The organism is Nocardia brasiliensis (assembly GCF_011801125.1).
GTDB lineage: Bacteria > Actinomycetota > Actinomycetes > Mycobacteriales > Mycobacteriaceae > Nocardia > Nocardia brasiliensis_C.
On sequence record NZ_CP046171.1, the window covers coordinates 6,708,374 to 6,725,138 of the forward strand.

Annotated in this window: 17 protein-coding genes; 10 read left to right on the forward strand and 7 right to left on the reverse strand. The window is 68.3% G+C overall.

Annotation, left to right across the window (positions count from 1 at the left end; all coding sequences use genetic code 11):
* Window positions 1-71: 71 nt before the first annotated feature.
* Window positions 72-788 (reverse strand): TetR/AcrR family transcriptional regulator, encoded by a 717-nt coding sequence (locus F5X71_RS30640; RefSeq protein WP_167465125.1) that lies wholly within the window; start codon window positions 786-788, stop codon window positions 72-74.
* A 110-nt stretch (window positions 789-898) separates the two neighbouring features.
* Here F5X71_RS30640 and F5X71_RS30645 point away from each other — a divergent pair, with 110 nt between their 5' ends.
* The 5 genes from F5X71_RS30645 to F5X71_RS30665 all read left to right on the forward strand — a co-directional run bounded on the left by F5X71_RS30645 (window position 899) and on the right by F5X71_RS30665 (window position 5,241).
* On the forward strand, window positions 899-2,092 hold the full coding sequence (locus tag F5X71_RS30645; protein WP_167465126.1) for an FAD-dependent monooxygenase: 1,194 nt from the start codon (window positions 899-901) through the stop codon (window positions 2,090-2,092).
* Window positions 2,093-2,260: 168 nt separating this feature from the next.
* A complete protein-coding gene (locus tag F5X71_RS30650) occupies window positions 2,261-2,647 on the forward strand; it encodes a hypothetical protein (protein ID WP_167465127.1) in 387 nt (128 codons plus the stop codon).
* Complete coding sequence (locus F5X71_RS30655) at window positions 2,644-3,234, forward strand: DUF3558 domain-containing protein (RefSeq protein ID WP_167465128.1); 591 nt, start codon at window positions 2,644-2,646, stop codon at window positions 3,232-3,234. The genes F5X71_RS30650 and F5X71_RS30655 overlap by 4 nt, the downstream gene beginning before the upstream one ends.
* 22 nt (window positions 3,235-3,256) lie before the next feature.
* Window positions 3,257-4,501 carry a PPE domain-containing protein gene (locus F5X71_RS30660; protein WP_167465129.1) on the forward strand — a complete coding sequence of 415 codons (1,245 nt, stop codon included), beginning with the start codon at window positions 3,257-3,259 and terminating at the stop codon, window positions 4,499-4,501.
* Window positions 4,498-5,241 carry an ESX secretion-associated protein EspG gene (locus F5X71_RS30665; protein WP_167465130.1) on the forward strand — a complete coding sequence of 248 codons (744 nt, stop codon included), beginning with the start codon at window positions 4,498-4,500 and terminating at the stop codon, window positions 5,239-5,241. Before F5X71_RS30660 ends, F5X71_RS30665 begins: the two co-directional genes overlap by 4 nt.
* 19 nt (window positions 5,242-5,260) lie before the next feature.
* On the opposite strand, the gene F5X71_RS30670 is transcribed toward F5X71_RS30665, so the two are convergent.
* The 3 genes from F5X71_RS30670 to F5X71_RS30680 form a co-directional block, all read right to left on the reverse strand.
* On the reverse strand, window positions 5,261-6,025 hold the full coding sequence (locus F5X71_RS30670) for an SGNH/GDSL hydrolase family protein (protein ID WP_167465131.1): 765 nt from the start codon (window positions 6,023-6,025) through the stop codon (window positions 5,261-5,263).
* A 308-nt stretch (window positions 6,026-6,333) separates the two neighbouring features.
* Window positions 6,334-7,629 (reverse strand): serine hydroxymethyltransferase, encoded by a 1,296-nt coding sequence (glyA, locus tag F5X71_RS30675; protein ID WP_167465132.1) that lies wholly within the window; start codon window positions 7,627-7,629, stop codon window positions 6,334-6,336.
* A gap of 122 nt (window positions 7,630-7,751) precedes the next feature.
* Entirely contained in the window at window positions 7,752-8,321 is a 570-nt protein-coding gene (locus F5X71_RS30680; RefSeq protein ID WP_167465133.1) for a TetR/AcrR family transcriptional regulator, read from the reverse strand.
* Between the two features lie 95 nt (window positions 8,322-8,416).
* Between F5X71_RS30680 and F5X71_RS30685 the strand changes: the two genes are divergently transcribed.
* Entirely contained in the window at window positions 8,417-8,875 is a 459-nt protein-coding gene (locus tag F5X71_RS30685; protein WP_167465134.1) for a PaaI family thioesterase, read from the forward strand.
* An 18-nt stretch (window positions 8,876-8,893) separates the two neighbouring features.
* On the forward strand, window positions 8,894-9,343 hold the full coding sequence (locus F5X71_RS30690; protein WP_167465135.1) for a nitroreductase family deazaflavin-dependent oxidoreductase: 450 nt from the start codon (window positions 8,894-8,896) through the stop codon (window positions 9,341-9,343).
* Between the two features lie 451 nt (window positions 9,344-9,794).
* On the opposite strand, the gene F5X71_RS30695 is transcribed toward F5X71_RS30690, so the two are convergent.
* On the reverse strand, window positions 9,795-10,991 hold the full coding sequence (locus tag F5X71_RS30695) for a DUF885 domain-containing protein (RefSeq protein ID WP_167465136.1): 1,197 nt from the start codon (window positions 10,989-10,991) through the stop codon (window positions 9,795-9,797).
* 190 nt (window positions 10,992-11,181) lie between these two features.
* Between F5X71_RS30695 and coaA the strand changes: the two genes are divergently transcribed.
* Window positions 11,182-12,114 (forward strand): type I pantothenate kinase, encoded by a 933-nt coding sequence (gene coaA, locus F5X71_RS30700; RefSeq protein ID WP_167465137.1) that lies wholly within the window; start codon window positions 11,182-11,184, stop codon window positions 12,112-12,114.
* Between the two features lie 6 nt (window positions 12,115-12,120).
* On the opposite strand, the gene F5X71_RS30705 is transcribed toward coaA, so the two are convergent.
* Both F5X71_RS30705 and F5X71_RS30710 read right to left on the reverse strand, forming a co-directional pair.
* Window positions 12,121-12,702, reverse strand: coding sequence for a hypothetical protein (locus F5X71_RS30705; protein WP_167465138.1), 582 nt, complete (start codon window positions 12,700-12,702; stop codon window positions 12,121-12,123).
* A 40-nt stretch (window positions 12,703-12,742) separates the two neighbouring features.
* A complete protein-coding gene (locus F5X71_RS30710) occupies window positions 12,743-13,531 on the reverse strand; it encodes an isoprenyl transferase (protein WP_275106813.1) in 789 nt (262 codons plus the stop codon).
* A 200-nt stretch (window positions 13,532-13,731) separates the two neighbouring features.
* On the opposite strand from F5X71_RS30710, the gene trhA reads away from it, so the two are divergent.
* Both trhA and F5X71_RS30720 read left to right on the forward strand, forming a co-directional pair.
* Window positions 13,732-14,355 carry a PAQR family membrane homeostasis protein TrhA gene (gene trhA / locus F5X71_RS30715; protein WP_167466873.1) on the forward strand — a complete coding sequence of 208 codons (624 nt, stop codon included), beginning with the start codon at window positions 13,732-13,734 and terminating at the stop codon, window positions 14,353-14,355.
* A 100-nt stretch (window positions 14,356-14,455) separates the two neighbouring features.
* The gene (locus tag F5X71_RS30720) at window positions 14,456-16,357 is read left to right on the forward strand and encodes a HAMP domain-containing protein (protein ID WP_238815564.1); all 1,902 of its coding nucleotides are present in this window, start codon (window positions 14,456-14,458) and stop codon (window positions 16,355-16,357) included.
* The last annotated feature ends 408 nt before the right edge of the window (window positions 16,358-16,765 follow it).

The following is a 16,765-nucleotide window of genomic DNA, read 5'->3' on the forward strand; positions in this document are numbered from 1 at the left end:
GAATTCCCTTCTCCCCCTACGCGAAAGGCATCGATACGCCGGACGACGCCGCGCCGCCGACCAGCTACCGATCAGCCCATGGCACGGGCGCCGATCAGGACGCCGAGGCCGTCGAGGATTCGACCGATACCGAAGCGCAGCGCACCGACACCGCCTGCTGCCGCGCCTTCTTCGGTGAACGCGGCTACCGATCGGGGGTAGTTCTCGGCCGCGGCGGCGACCATCTCGGCGAGCTGGCTCGCGATCCGGTTCTGGAACGCGCCCGCGTCGACGACGGGAACCTGCTGCACGAGGCTGCGCACATGCCCGGCCAGCAAGACGATGGAGTCCAAGCACTCCGCGGCGGTCAAGCCGGTATCGGCCAGGGCGGCGAGGGCGGACTCCATCCATGCCATCTCGTTGGGGCCCATGGGGCGCGCGCCGACGGTGAGTTCGATCGCCCACGGGTGGGCACGGTACCGCTCGAACAGCGTCTCGGCCCAGTCGGACAGCGCCGTCCGCCACGCTGAATCCTGCGGCACCACAGTTCTTTCCGGTGGCGCGCCGAGCGCGGTGTCGAGCATCAGCGCGGTCAACTGTTCCTTGCCGGGCACGTATCGATACAGCGACATCTTGGTGAAGCCGAGGCTTTCGGCCAGCCGTTGCATGGACAGGTTCGCGAGGCCTTCGGCGTCGGCGATCGCGATCGCCTCGGCCACGATGCCCGCGAGTGAGAGAGCCGGTTTCGGTCCACGCTTAGGCCGCTGCTGGATGCCCCAGAGCAACTCCACGGTGGTCGGCGTCGGCATGCCCGGATCCCTTCGATAAACGGCTTGACTTTAAAACTGTGTCTACCATACGCTAATCTGCGTCCAACGGAAACAGAATCCGTGAGACGCAGATGGAACAGGGAGCAACCGTGCAGAACAAGTCCGTCCTCATCTCCGGCGCCAGCATCGCCGGGCCCGCCCTCGCCTACTGGCTGCACCGCTACGGCTTCGACGTCACCGTGGTCGAACGCGCCCCGGCGTTGCGGCCAGGCGGCCAGGCCGTCGATTTCAAGGGCCGCACCCACTTCACCGTGCTGGAACGGATGGGCATCCGCGCCGACCTCGAGGAACGCCGGACCGGCACCACCGACACCGTGTTCGTCGACGACGACGGCAACCGCCTCGCCGTGATGTCCGGCGACTTCACCGGCGGCGACCTGGAAATCCTGCGCGGCGACCTCGCCGAGGTGATGTACAAGCGCACCGCCGAACACTGCGAATACCTGTTCGGCGACTCGATCAGCGCGCTCACCGAACTGCCCGACGGCGTGCACGTCGAATTCGAGCACGGGCCCGCGCGCACCTTCGACCTCGTCTTCGGCGCGGACGGCATCCACTCCCGAGTACGCGGGCTCGCGTTCGGACCGGAACAGGACTACGTCGAATACCTCGGCTATTACTACTGCGTCGCGGGTGCGAGCCCGTGGAGCGCCGAGCGCAGCGGCCCGCGCGAACGCGCGATCGGCTACGGCCACAACGCACCGGGCAAGCTGGCGATCACCGGTGGCGCCAAGGCACAGCAGCTCTACATGTTCGCCTCGCCCGAGCTCGACTACTCGCGCGACGACGCCGCCCAGCGGCGGATCATCGAATCGGTGTACGCCGACGTGCGCTGGCAAGTACCGCGGATGCTCGACGAGATGAACGACTTCGACGACTTCTACCTCGACTCGCTCAGCCAGGTCCGCATGAAGGGCCGCTACACCAAGGGTCGAGTAGCCCTGCTCGGCGACGCGGCCTACGGAAACACCTTGGCCGGCTTCGGCACCGGGCTCGCCGTGGTCGGCGCGTACGTCCTCGCGGGCGAACTCGCCCTCGCCGGTGGCGATTACGCGGTGGCCTTCGCACGCTACGACGAGATCATGCGGCGCTACGCCAAGATCGCGGGCAACAGCAACGCGGGCAGATTCCTCGCGCCGAAGACCGCACGCGGCATCCGACTGCGCAACTGGTTCCTCGGATCGCGGCTGTTCACCCTGATGACCAGGTACGCCGACAACGCCGCCAACGACATCGACCTGCGGGACTACCCCGCCCTCGTCGGCGTCCCCGAGATCAACTGAAACCGGCTGGCGCACTTCGGATCGCACCCACCGCAGGTTCCAGGGCGACCGGTACGCGACGGTCCCGCCGCGATCCCGGGACAGCGGCGAATCGGCTGTGTTTCGATGGAACCGATGTCGGGCGAGGCGCGTCTATAGGGTCAAAGGCACTGACGAAAGGAGACGGTGATGGTGGACAGCCCGTTTCCGGGATACATCGAGGATGCGAAGTCCGGGGCACTACAGGTGCGGATGGATCCGCAGGGGTTCGTCGATATGGACAAGGCGTGCCAAGAGCTGATCGATGCGCTCGTCGCGGTACAAACCGATGCCCGTGAGATCGGCGAGCGGCAGTATTGGGGTCTTGGCGAAGGCAATCCGCGTCTGTCCTCCGCCATCGAGCTGGTCGGCATGTTCCGCGACAAGGCCTTAGGCGGACCCAACAACGCCTTCGACACCCTCACCGACTACATCGCGGTGGCCCAAGAGATCCAAACCATGTTCACCGCGATGCGCGACACCTATGCACGCGTCGACGCCGGGTTCGCCGCCAAGCTGCGGGAGCTCGGGGCATGAGCTTCGGCCGCTATAGAAAGTCCACTCCGCGAATCGGTTTCGCGGCAACAGCGGCCGGGTTACTACTCGTTACCGGTTGCGTCGGCGAAAAGGCCGGTGGCACAACGACAACCGACGCACCATCGACCCCATCAGCGGCCGCGACAACCACGGCCGCAACGAACCCGCACACGGCGTTCGATCCGTGCTCGGCGTTGACGCCGCAGATCCTGGCCGCCCATCAATGGGATGCCAAGCCGCCGGAGCCCAAGCAGGACAGTGCCGCTGGCGTCACGTGGCAAGGTTGCCGCTACGTCGCCAAGGCGGGTTACGGGTTCGTGGTGGAGACCACCACCGGCACGCTCGCCGAGGTGCGGGAGAAGTTCCCGGCGGCCAGCGAGATCGCGACGGGCCCGCGCAAGGCCCTGCGGTATGAGGCACGGCCCGACATACCGGGCGGATGCTCCATCAATGTCGAGATGCGGTCCGGATCGCTCTACATCCTCACCAACGTGCCGCAGACACCGGCGAACAAGCACCTGGGTGCTTGCGAAATCACCACCGAAATCGCCCAAGCAGTCGCACCATTGCTGCCGGAGGGCAGCTGAACCACCCTACGGGGGAGCGAGCATGAAACAGACCGACGGCCGCGCGATCACCAATCCCGAGAACGCGCAAAGCTTTACGCACGCCGAGATCAAGCAGGCGGCCGACGAGATGAACCCCGACGGGGTGGCCGGTGCGCGTGACGCCTGGGCGAAGATGGCCACCGCGGTGACGGACGCGGGGCATCGGTTCGAGACCGCGATCAAGCAGGCGGTCGAACAGCATTGGGAGGGTGCGGCGGCCGAGCAGGTGGTGCGCGGCATCCGCGAGTACGCGGCACGGGTCGGCGAGTTCGGTGAGTCGTTGCACGCGCAGAGCACGCCGCTGTCCCAAGCTGCCGGTGCGGCCGCGAAATTCAAGATCGCGGTGCCTGATCTGGTGGAGACGGCGACGAATCCGCGCGGGCCGGAACTGCGCAACGCGAGCGAGGAGCAGGCTCGCGACGACATGACCACGCAGTACATCCAGCCGTACGGCACCACCGCCCCGGCCATTCCGACATTGCCGCCGCCGATCAACCCGGTCGCCGCGCCGCCACCAGGCACCGGTACGGGCACGGGCACGGGCACGGGCACGGGCACGGGCACGGGCACGGGCACGGGCAGCGATACCGGTACCGGCCCCGGCCAGGCCTCGGACGACGACAGTTCCACCCCGTCCGGTTCCGGCACGTCGACCGAGCACAGCGGCGACACCGTTACCGAATCATCCGAGCAACCGGCCGAGACCGGTTCCGACGCAGCGGAGCCGAGTATGGAACCCGCTGGCGCGCAGTCGGCTTCGACCAATCCCAACCCGACCACGGCGACGACACCGGCGTCCACCACGCTGTCGAATCCCGCAACGCCCGGCGCAGGCCCGTTCGGCGCTATTTCCAGCGCGGTTCCTTCCTCGACGCTGCCGAGCACATCACCCGTGCCGTCGACGGTGGTCTCGGCCGCGCTCGACGGGACGCCCGGCAGATCGGGCACGCCGACATTCGATCGCCCGAGCGGTGTGGCAGCCCCGGTCAGCGACCCGGGCACGTCGCGTCCCGCCGCACCGTCGACGACACCGGGCGCCGCGACCGCGCAACCGGCCGCTGCCCCGGCGCGTACCGGAATGCCCGGCGCGGCAGGCTATTCCGGCATGGTCCCGCCGAGCCTCCGTCCGCGCCGCGACGGCGACGACGAGCACAAGGCGCCCGGCTACCTACGGACCGAAGAGCACGCGAAGGAATTACTCGGCGAGGTGAAGCCCACGGTGCCGCCGGTGATCGGGGTCGAATGACGTCGCGGTGGTCGCTGTCGGCAGAACAGTTCGCGGCGGCCTGGTTCGGGACCGGCCTCGATCGCCTGCCCTTTCCGTTCCGCTTCACCAGCCGGTTCCCCGGCCTCCACGAATACCAGCAGTACCAGCAACGCTTCCGGGAGGAACTGGCCAGGCAGGAGCGAATCCCGCTGGCGCGCACCATCACCGCGCTCGCACGACCCGATTGGCGAATCGAGCTGTTCGGCTGCGACAACACCCGCGACGGCATCGAACTGCGCGCCATCGGCGGCGCCACCCGCAGCGGCGTCGGGGTGATCGCGCAGCAGGATCAGGCCCCAGACGGCGGGCGGGTGCAGCTGCGCCGCTGCCGCGCCGAACAGCTCGCGAACGAACTGGTGCGGCTGCTCCCCGACGCGGCCGCGGGCAACACCGGTGAAAAGAGCTTCCTGCTGGACGATCTCAACGACGCTCGGCCCGACCCGTTCGGCAACGCGCCCGCCGGCGCGGTGAAGGAGAAGTATCGACGGTTCTGGCGGCAGTCGTGTACCACCCGCGGCATGATCTCGGTGCTGCTCGGCCCGCGCAACGCCGAACCGTTGAGCACCGGGCGCCTCCGCTGGATCGACACCACCGACGGCCGCTACTACGAGGTTCCGGCCAACCGCGCACTCATGATTCGGCCGGGCACCAGCGCCGACATCCGGCGCTACCTCGAGGAATCCGTCGCCCGAGCCAGAGCCCGAATGGATTCCGGGTAAAGGCTGATCGTGTTTCGTGTCAACGACGTTGGCGGATCGCCTCGGTGAGCTGATCTGCTTCGTAGCGGTGCCCGGCGGCGTTGGCGTGCAACGGTTGTGCCGGTGCGCTCGGGACGAGGCCTTCGGACCAGCGGTCCTGCTCCGGGGCGCACGCGTCGTGGCCGACGCTGCCCGGGTAGACGTCGACGAACACCGCACCGTGCGCGGCCGCGGCGGCCGCGAGCAGCGCGTTGATCTCCCGCACCGCGGCATCGAGCCGATCGGCCATGGGCGGCGGGATCGGCAGCGCGGGGAAGCAGCCACCCGCGCGCACCCGTTGGACCTTGCCCATCACGAAGATGTCGGCGCGTGGGGCACGCGCTGCGATGTCCTCCAGCAGCACAGCGATTTTCGTGGCCAAGGCGGTGCCGGACCAACCGTCGCCGACGAAGTCGTTGACGCCGAAATCTACGGACACGATGGTGGCGTCCGCGCCTACCGCATCCAGTTGCGGGCCGTTGGCCTGGCCGAACAGCAGCGGCTGCGGTGCGTACGCCTCGGCGATCTTCGCACCGGAGCAGGACGCGTCGCGCAGGGTGAGCCCGAGGGCCGCGGCGCTCAAATGGGCATAGTTGCGATCGGACCGGAAACATCCGAGCGGATCGAGCTGGTCGGCGATGAACGGCCCCGCCGCACCGGACTCCCCCAGCGACACATAGATTTGCGGCGGCTCCGCACCGGCCACACCCACCGTGCTCGCCGCCAGCAGCAGCGCGCAGACCACCCGAACCACCAGCCTGCTCACCACCGGTTGCCTCCACGCCGAGTCGTCCCCACGCACCGCCGAACCCCGCCCGAGCACCCTATCCACGCCCGCCTCGGCAACCGCGCCGACACGCCCACACCCCCACCGCGACGCCAATAGGACCGCACCCACACCCACCGCGCAAAGGCCAGGGCCCGCCGACACACGGGGCCCACCTACGACCGCGGGCCAACACCCCAAGCGAAGAGGATGTGCGGCCGCCGACGACGCGGGCCGACGACACGGGCCGACGACACCTGCCCGCACCTCCGGAGGGAGGGTGCGGGCCCACGGTGGTTCGGGGTGGCTCAGCCGAGCAGGCGCCAGTCCTCAAGGCCGTCGTAGAGCGGGACGCTCTGGGCGAGCTTGGTGACGCGGGCGCGCAGGGCGTCCACGTCCGAGGTGCCGGCCAGGGCGCTCGCGATGACGTCGGCGACCTCGGTGAACTCGGCGTCGCCGAAGCCGCGGGTGGCCAGGGCCGCGGTGCCGATGCGCAGGCCGGAGGTGACCATCGGCGGGCGCGGGTCGAACGGAACGGCGTTGCGGTTCACGGTGATTCCGATTTCGTGCAGCAGATCCTCGCCCTGCTGGCCGTCGAGCTCGGAGTTGCGCAGGTCGACGAGCACCAGGTGCACGTCGGTGCCGCCGGTGAGCACGCTGACGCCCTTGCCCTGCACATCGGCGGCGCTCAGGCGGTCGGCGAGGATCTTCGCACCGGAGAGGGTGCGCTCCTGCCGCTCCTTGAACTCGGCGCCGGCCGCGATCTTGAAGGCGACGGCCTTGGCGGCGATGGCGTGCATGAGCGGACCGCCCTGCTGGCCGGGGAACACCGCGCTGTTGAGCTTCTTCGCGAAGTCCTGCTTGGCCAGGATGAGGCCCGAGCGGGGTCCACCCAGGGTCTTGTGCACGGTCGAGGACACCACGTCGGCGTGCGGCACCGGCGACGGGTGCAGTCCGGCCGCGACCAGACCGGCGAAGTGCGCCATGTCCACCCACAGGTAGGCACCGACCTCGTCGGCGATCGAGCGGAACGCGGCGAAGTCCTGCTGACGCGGGTAGGCCGACCAACCCGCCACGATCACCTTCGGCTGGGTCTGGACGGCGATGCGGCGCACCTCGTCCATGTCGATGCGGTGGTCTTCCTTGCTGACCCCGTAGAAGTGCGTCTCGTAGAGCTTGCCCGAGAAGTTGAGCCGCATGCCGTGGGTCAGGTGACCGCCGTGCGCGAGATCGAGGCCGAGCAGCTTGTCGCCCGGGTTCATCAGCGCCATCAGCACCGCGGCGTTGGCCTGCGCGCCGGAATGCGGCTGCACGTTGGCGAATTCGGCGCCGAACAGTTCCTTGGCACGGTCGCGGGCGAGGGTCTCGACGACGTCGACGTGCTCGCAGCCGCCGTAGTAGCGTCGGCCCGGGTAACCCTCGGCGTACTTGTTCGTCAGCACGCTGCCCTGCGCCTGCAGCACCGCGCGCGGCACGAAATTCTCCGAGGCGATCATCTCGAGCGTGTCGCGCTCGCGGGCGAGCTCACCCGCCATCGCGGCGGCGAGCTCCGGGTCGAGCTCACCGAGAGATTGAGTATTGACCGAGGCCGTCGTCTGCGTCACCGCCTCAGTCTATGGGCCACCGGTGCGCCTATCAGCAGGGGGTTCGCCCCCCTACACCGACCGGCGACCGCCCGCGAGGTCACCGCCGCGCCGAGCGATCGCGCGCGTCGGCGCCACAGCGGCTACTGCGGCACGGGGAGGTACTGCTCTAGCAGGACCGTGAGGTGCCGATGGGTATCGCGCAGCGGTTGGGTGGATTTCATCGCGCGGGATTGGATGATCGCGCCCTCGATCGCGCTGAACACGAAGCTGGAAAGCGACGCCGCCTCCGTGTCCGGGACACCAGCGGACACCATTGCGGCCCCGAGCTTTTCGTGCCATTCGGCGAAGGCGGCGCCCGCGGCGGCCTGCACGTCGGGCTCGGATTCGGCGAGGGCCGCACCGACGATCGGGCATCCGGTGCGGAACGCACTCGACTCCAGCGCCGTGACCCACCAGCCGGTCAGCGCCTCGAGCCACTGATCGGCCGGCCGGCTCGTGGTGATCTTCTCGATCACCGCCACGAGCCGGGTGCCCGCGACGGCGGTAGCGGTCGCAACCAGCTCGCTCTTGCCCGCGGGAAAGTGCTGGTAGAGGGAATTGCGCGACGCCTTGCCGCGGTCGAGCAGCGCGGCAAGGCCTGCCGCGTGCACGCCTTGCTCGCAGACCAGCTGGATCGCGCTCTCGATCAGCCGGGCGCGTGGGCCGCTCATCCGGGCTCCTTCCAGGAGACGGTTGCGTGAACCGATCGGTTCATGCTCCAATCATGACAGATGTGGACCGATCGGTTCACCGAAAGGATTGCATCATGTCGGAAACCACCCTCGACCTCGCCCAACTGTCCGGCCTCGAGCTGCTGCGGACCGCGATGACCATGCCGCAGCGGCCGCCGTTCATCGGCGATCTGCTCGGCATGGAGGTCGACCTGATCGAGCAGGGCAAGGTGGTCTTCGCGCTGCACACCAGGCCGGACTTCGCCAATCCGCTCGGCACCACGCACGGCGGCATCTGCGCGTCGCTGCTGGATTCGGTGATGGGTTGCGCGGTGCACAGCACGCTGGCGGCCGGTGTCGGGTACACGACGCTGGAGCTGAAGGTGAACTACATCCGCGCGGTGCCGACCGACGGCAGGCGCATCACCGCCACCGGCACCACCATCCACCTCGGCCGCACCACCGCGACCGCGGAGGGTCGCGTCGTCGACGAGCAGGGCCGCCTGGTCGCGCACGGCACCACCACCTGCGCCATTTTCAATGGAAACCGCTGACACACAAGGAGAACCGCTATGCGTGAACGCAGCCCGAGTGCAGCCGTCCGAAAGTTCCGCCGGGAGCGACTGCTCGGCCGCTACCTCGCCAATCCAGCCGTAAGTCTGCTCGAGCGCATCGGCATCCGGTCCGCCATGCTCGCCGAGCTGGAGACCACCGGAGCGAAAACCGGTCAGCCGCGCCGAGTTCCGGTGACCGTCTCGATCGACGCCGACGGCGCCTGGCTCATCTCCCAGCACGGCCGCCGCTCCGGCTGGGCGCGCAATATCGTCGCCGACCCCAAAGTCCGCCTGCGCCAAGGAAAACGCTGGTACACCGGCACCGCCGCCTTCGTGCCCGACGACGATGTGGTCGCCCGCGCGCGCAGCTTCGCCACCGGCCGCGTCCCCGAATCCGCCGCCGAGTGGACCATGAAAGCGCTGGAGAGCGACCCGATTTCGGTGCGCATCACCTTCACCGCCGCCTGACCGTTTCGACGCTGGACACTCCGCACGAGGTACCCCCGATCTATAGGGGCACAACAATTCGGGTCACTCGGAAAGGTAACGGGACAAGCACTTTCGATCGGTTAACCGGGTGCATAGTCCGTTCGTCGAGGAGTCAGCATGCTTGCCTTCGTCGCAGTTCCGTCCAACCCCATCGAAGGGCTGCTCCGCCAGCTCTCCACCATGATGTGCAGCCTGTCGGCGGGTACGTCCTGCTCGGTCATCCAGTAGGACACACGCGTCCGCCGGGTATGCCGGCGGCACACCACCGCGAGTGCGCGGTGGTCCGGCCGGTCCGGGCCGGAGTGGATCGCACCGTACGGCACACCGCCGCGCAGTCGCCTCTCCCCGATTCGCGCCCGCTGCCACTGCCCGGCAGCGGGTGCGAATCGCGTTCGGCCCGTCCCGGGGCCGAACTCAGCTGTGCAGGAACTCAGCCGCGGCGGATCGCGCCCGGTGTGAGCGGCTCGTCGAGCAGCCGGCGGAAGCGGTCGGAGCGCTCCCCTGGATCGACCGCCTGGTCCAGCCAGCCGCCGAGCAGGCGATAACCCTCGACGTAGGTGGAGATGTAGGCGCGCCACAGCGGCGACGAGAGGAAGCGCAGCGACTGCCGGGCCCGGTCGGGCGTGACCAGGCTCCAGGTCTGCAGGAACTCGGCCACCTCGTCCTGGGTGCGGTGCCGGTCGTGCAGCAGCAGCGCCGCGTCCTGCCGAACGCTGAGCAGCTTCGCGGAGGCGTTCGAAAGTCGTTCCGCGCGTTCGCCGTCGAAACGCAGCCCGAGGTCGGCGTAGATCTCCTGCGCCCACTTGCCCCAGCCGGGACCGACCAGCGAGCGCAGCGCGAGGTCGGCCAGGCCCTCCGCCATCAGGCACTGCGGCGTGTTCACCAGGAACAGTGTCTGTTCGGCCTGGCCCGCGGCGACCAGCCCGGCCTCCTTGCGGCAGTGCTCGGTGTGGTGACCGGGGTAGGACTCGTGCGCGATCAGCTGCGGCAGGTGCGCCATGTGCTGTTTGAGGTCGGAGTTGATCGCCACGCGGGAGTGGAAATTGCCGAGGTAGTAGTTGAAGCCGGACCACGGCTTGTCGCCGACCACCTCATAGGTGACGTGCTCGTGATCGGGCAGCGGGTAGCGCTCGCGCACCAGCTCGCGCAGCGCGCTGGAGAACGCCTCGACGCATGCGGGCAGTCGCTCGGGCGGGATCTCGTCGGTCTTGCGGTGCGCGGCCACCCGCTCGGCCAGCGGTCCGTCACCCGCGAGAACCTCGTCCATCTGCCGGTGCGCGTCGCGGTAGTCCTCGACGTCGGCGGGTGCGATGTCGACATCGAAGTAGGCGCGCACCTCGTCGACGAAGCCGATGTCGTCGCCGGCGAACTTGCGTCCGGAGCATTCCAGCGCACGCAGGTGCACATCCAGGAACTCGGTGCGTTCGGCCGTCAGCCCGGCGTCGGGCAGCTCGGCCCGCAAGCCGGCCGCCCGCTGCGCCAGCTGACGCGGCTCCGGTGCGGGTGCGTTCGCCACGTCCCGACGCAGTGCCGGATCACCGGTGTACGCGTCGACGAACCCCTCTTCCAGCCGGTCGAATGCCAAGCCGAGCCGCAGGTACTCGGTCACGAGTGGATGCGCTTCCATCCGACCGACATTAGCCGTCGGGCGCGTCCGGCGCGCGCCACATTCGACCGGTTACCAACCGGTACCGGTACCCCGCTTTTCCCGCGATATCGGCGCAGAGCAGAATTCGGCTATGCGGCGAAAGCTAGACCGAATCTCACTGAGCCGGCAGGGTATGTGTGCGTGTTTGCCGAAGTGGAGCGTCGGGTAAGTGGCACGAATGAGCGAGCCGAGTCCGTATGTGGAATTCGACCGGAAACAGTGGCGAACTCTGCGTAAGTCGACTCCCCTGGTGCTCACTGAGGAAGAACTGAGGGGCCTGCGCGGTCTCGGCGAACAGATCGACCTCGAGGAAGTGGCCGAGGTTTATCTGCCGCTCGCTCGACTCATCCACCTCCAGGTGGCCGCGCGGCAGCGGTTGTTCGCCGCGACCGCCACCTTCCTCGGCGAGACCCACCCCGACCGCCAGGTGCCGTTCGTGATCGGCGTCGCGGGCAGCGTCGCGGTCGGCAAGTCGACCACCGCCCGCGTGCTGCAGGCGTTGCTGGCCCGCTGGGATCACCATCCGCGGGTCGACCTGATCACCACCGACGGATTCCTGTATCCCACCGCCGAGCTCACCCGGCGCGGCATCATGCATCGCAAGGGTTTTCCGGAGAGCTACGACCGCCGCAAGCTGCTGCGATTCGTCACCGAGGTGAAATCGGGCGCGGCCGAGGTGTGCGCGCCGGTGTACTCGCACATCTCCTACGACATCGTGCCGGACAAGTTCCACTGCGTGCGCCAACCCGACATCCTGATCGTCGAGGGCCTCAACGTGCTGCAGACCGGTCCGCGGCTGATGGTCTCGGACCTGTTCGACTTCTCGATCTACGTCGACGCCCGCATCGAGGACATCGAGAAGTGGTACGTGCAAAGGTTTCTCACCCTGCGCGAGACCGCGTTCGCGAACCCGAACGCGCATTTCCACCACTACGCCGGATTCACCGACGACCAGGCGACACACGCCGCCGAGGAGATCTGGAACAACACCAACCGGCCGAATCTGGTGGAGAACATTCTGCCCACCCGGCCACGCGCGACGCTCGTGTTGCGTAAGGACACCGACCACGCCATCAATCGGCTGCGGCTGCGCAAATTGTGATCCCGCTTACAATTTCCACGCGTCGTCGAGGCGTTTAGCCACATTGATATCGCGGGCCGCGGCAATGTGCGGTTTGTCGATCTCTTTGGCGATATAGCGGGCAATGAAACGCCGGATCTCGTGATCGACGCTGGCGAGGATGCGCAGCAGCTGACCGCGCATGGTGGCGGTGGCGACGTTGATCCGGACGTCGCTCGAGCGCGGGGTGGCGATGTCGATGAGCACCCGCAGCGGCGCGGCGGCGCGCACGGTCAGATGCAGATGGATGTTGCCGTCGACCTCGAACCGATGCCGGTCCAGCGCCAGATCGATGAGCATGTCCACGTTGAGCGGGATCTTCAACTGGAACGAGATCACGTCCTCGACCTCGCGGCGCACCTGCGCCTGCCCGAGTCGCACCTGCGCGCTGGCCTTGGCCAACTTCGCCGGACCGACTCCGATCGGGCCGAAATCGAAAGCGGCGCCGGTCAACTGGTCGAAGGCGCCGAGGATGCGCTGCTCGGAGACGGCGTACTCGAAGAAGCGCCGCCCGAACTCCTCATAGCTGAGATACGGCTCAGGGACCGGTGCGCCGCCTACCTCGCTCACGCCGCCCTCCCCACCGGCGCGAGCGCGCGGGCGCGCCGGACTAGATACCGAACCTGCGATGCCTGGCCGCGTAGTCGCGCAGTGCCCGCAGGAAGTCCACACGCCGGAACTCCGGCCAGTACGCCTCGGTGAACCATATCTCCGAGTATGCGCTCTGCCACAGCAGGAACCCGGACAGACGCTGCTCGCCGGAGGTGCGAATGACCAGATCGGGGTCCGGCTGGCCGGAGGTGTAGAGGTGCTGGCCGATCGCGTTCACGGTGATCGATTGCACCAGATCCTCGCCGGTCTCCCCCGCGGCGATCTCCTGCCGGACCAGCGAGCGCACCGCGTCGGTGATCTCCTGCCTGCCGCCGTAGCCGATGGCCACATTGACGTGCACCCCGTTGCGGTCCTCGGTGCGCTCGGCGGCGGTGCGGATGCGCTTGGCGATCAGCTCGGGGAAACCGTCGAGCGAGCCGACGACGCGCACGCTCCAATTCTGTTCCGGCGCCGACAGTTCCTCGACCACGTCGGTGATCACTTCGAACAGCGTCTCCAGCTCGTCGGGATCGCGCTGCAGGTTCTCGGTGGAGAGCAGATAGACGGTGACCATCTCGATGCCCTCAGCGTGGCACCAGCCGACGAGCTCGGCGATCTTCACCGCGCCGACGCGGTGGCCGTGGCTCACATCGGTGAAACCGTTCTCCCGAGCCCAGCGCCGATTACCATCGCACATCACCGCGACGTGGCGGGGATGTTGTTTGCCGGCCAGCTGCTTGGTCAGCCGGGCCTCGTAGATGCGATACGGCAAACCCCGCACCTGAACCGGAAGCTCCACGCGGGCCACCCTACGCCCCACGGACAGGATCCTGTCAGCCGCCGCACCTCCCGGTACAGTGACGGAGGGGCGGTAACCTACGGTTCCGTAGGTTACCGGTGAGTTCAACCAGGAGGTAGCTCGTGTCCGAATCCGTCGGTGCCACCGATCCCGGCGTGGTCGAGGACTCGGCGCCCGAGTCGCTCGCCGAGGCGCTGATCAAACCTCGGATGCGCGGTTGGATCCACACCTGGGCGGTCGGTATCGCCGCCGTCGCCGCGATCGTGTTGATCGCGAAGGCCGCGACCGTCTCGGCGACGGCGGGCTGGTCCACGCTGGTCTACGGGCTGACCGTGTGCGGCCTGTTCGGCATCAGCGCGGTCTATCACCGGATCACCTGGCCGACCACGCGGGCCCGGATCCGGATGAAACGCGCGGACCACTCGATGATCTTCCTGTTCATCGCGGGCAGCTACACGCCGTTCGCGTTGCTCGGCCTGCCCGGCCGCACCGGACAGACTCTGCTGATCGTGGTGTGGGCGGGCGCCCTGGCCGGAGTCGCGCTGAAGCTGCTGTGGCCCACCGCCCCACGCTGGGTTGGCGTGCCGCTCTATCTCCTGCTGGGCTGGGCGATCGTGCCCGTCGCCGGCCAGCTGAACACCAATGTCGGTATCGCCCCGCTGATCCTGCTGCTCATCGGCGGCCTGATCTACAGCGGCGGCGCGATCCTCTACGCCACCGAATGGCCCAATCCGTGGCCGGCCGTGTTCGGTCACCACGAGTTCTTCCACGCCGCCACGGTGCTCGCCGCGCTGACGCACTACGTGGCGGTCTGGCTGGTCGTACTCCGCTGACCGGCCCAACCCGCCGGGTGACCGCCCGGTTTGCTCTAAGCTGCTCGTTCGTGTTCCTCGTCGCGGTCCGCAGGCCGCATCGGCCCGAGCGGCACGCGACATGATCGCGCGGCTGGTCATCTGGGCGCTCAAAGCCCGCGCGGGCTTGGCGGCCATGGTGATCGCGGCCAACTTCAGCGGATTCGGCGTCATCGTCACCGAGCTGTGGCTCAGCGGGTCGCTCAGCATGCTCGGCGACGACCGGCTCCGATCGGTGATGCTCGCGGGCATCTATCCCACGTTGGGCTTCCTGGTCGGGGTCGGCCTCGCCCTCCGGGACCGATCCTCGCACTTCGGCTGGCTCGATCAGGGGCGACGCCCGACCGAGAGCGAGGCGAGGCAGGTATTGCGCCTGCCGATCATCATTACCGTCCGCGCGTTCGCGGTGTGGCTGACCGGTGTCATCGTCGCCACCGTCACGCTGATGTATCTGGCGCCCGACAACGATCCCGCGGTGCTGGCCGCGCTGTTCATGCTCGGCGGGTTCGAATCGGTCGGGCTCACCTTCCTGATCGTGGACCGGTTGATCCGGCCGACCATTCCGGTGGTCGCCGCGGTGCTCGGACCCACCATGCACTGGAGTTCGACCGTGCTGGTCCGGGTCGTGGTGAGCTGGGCGGTGGCGGGCGCGCTGCCGCTGCTGATGCTGATCGTGGTGCTGGCCAATCCGGCGGCCGCGCCCACCGACCGCATCCGCACCGGGGTCTACCTGTCCATCGTCGGCCTGACCGTCGGCGCCATCGCGACCGCCTTCCTCGCTCGCGCCGTCGCCTCACCGATGCGCACGCTGCGCCGGGCACTCGACCGGATCACCAAGGGCGATCTCGACGTACGGGTGCCGGTGGGCAGCACCAGCGAGATCGGCAGGCTGGAGAACTCCGTCAACGAACTCGCCGCGAATCTGTCCGAGCGCCAACGCATGCGCGACCTGTTCGGCAGGCATGTCGGCAACGAGGTGGCCGAGCGCGCCCTCGCCGGCGGCGTCGACCTGACCGGCGACGTGCGCACGGTGACCGCGCTGTTCGTCGACGTGACCGGCTCGGTCGAGCTGTCCACCGGGCTGCCCCCTGAACAGTTCGTGGCCAAGCTGAACCGGCTGCTCGCGACCGTGGTCGCGGCCACCGAGGAGAACAACGGACTGGTCAACAAGTTCGAGGGCGACGCGGCGCTGTGCATCTTCGGCGCCCCGATCGACCTGCGCGACAACGCGACCCCCGCACTGCGCGCCGCCCGCCGGATCCGCGACGAGGTGGTCGCCGCGGGCGAACTCGACATCGGCATAGGCGTCGCGCACGGATCGGTCTTCGCGGGCAACGTCGGCTCCGACACCCGCCTGGAATACACCGTCATCGGCGACGCCGTGAACGAGGCCGCCCGCCTCACCACCGAGGCCAAAGAGGTGCCGCGGCGAATCCTGGTGAGCGGCGCGGTCATCGAATCGGCGGCCGCACACGAACGCGCCAAATGGGTGCACTACGAAACCATCCTGCTCCGCGGCATGCAGACCCCCACCGCCTGCTGGACCGACCTCGACCGGCGCACCGGTCCCGAGTCGGCCAGTGCCAGCGGATCGGCCGGGCCCACTACTGCCACCGGGCCCACCGGATCGACCGTGCCCACCGCTGCCACTGAGTCCGTCGCCGCCACCAGCACCACCAGGTCAACCGAACCCACCACCGCCACTGAGTCCACCACTGCCACCAGGACCACCGGACCCACCACCGCCACCGGGCCCGCCGCTGCCACCGATGTCGCCGGGACTACTGGGGCTACCAGATCGACCGAACCCATCACTGCCACCGGGTCCGCCGCTGCCACCGGTGTCTCCGGGGCCACCGGATCGACAAGTGCCGCAAGTACCGCAGGTGCAAGTCCGGTCATCGACCGCAATGGCACCGCCGATCCGACTACCGATCGCAGCACGGTCACCGAAGCGCGCACGGCCGCAACGGAGACCGACTGACACCGAGGTAAGACCAAGGCACGAACTGGTCAATTGATCACCAGGTAATGGTGGCGTTGGGCTCTCGGCCGATGCCGCCACCACTACCTGGTGAGCGAATGACCAAGTCGCAAACGAGCGCGTCGGCAGGCACCCGTGCGTGTCACGAGGGGCTTGATCGCGGTAAGTGTCCGGGGCATCACGTCCGGCGACAAGGATCCGCCCGATCGCAGTGGTGAGCCTGGAGAAACACGGATCCACTGGATCGCGCGGAATCAGACCGTCCTTCACCTGCTGTCCGCGCACCGCGCGAGCCGACGCGACCCCGGTTGTCGAAGTCCGCAGTGCCACAGCAGAATCCACCCGAGATCCGGCAGCGTCCGCCGCGCACACGGTCGAGCGGCGCCGCGAAGATGCTCGGCGCATCGA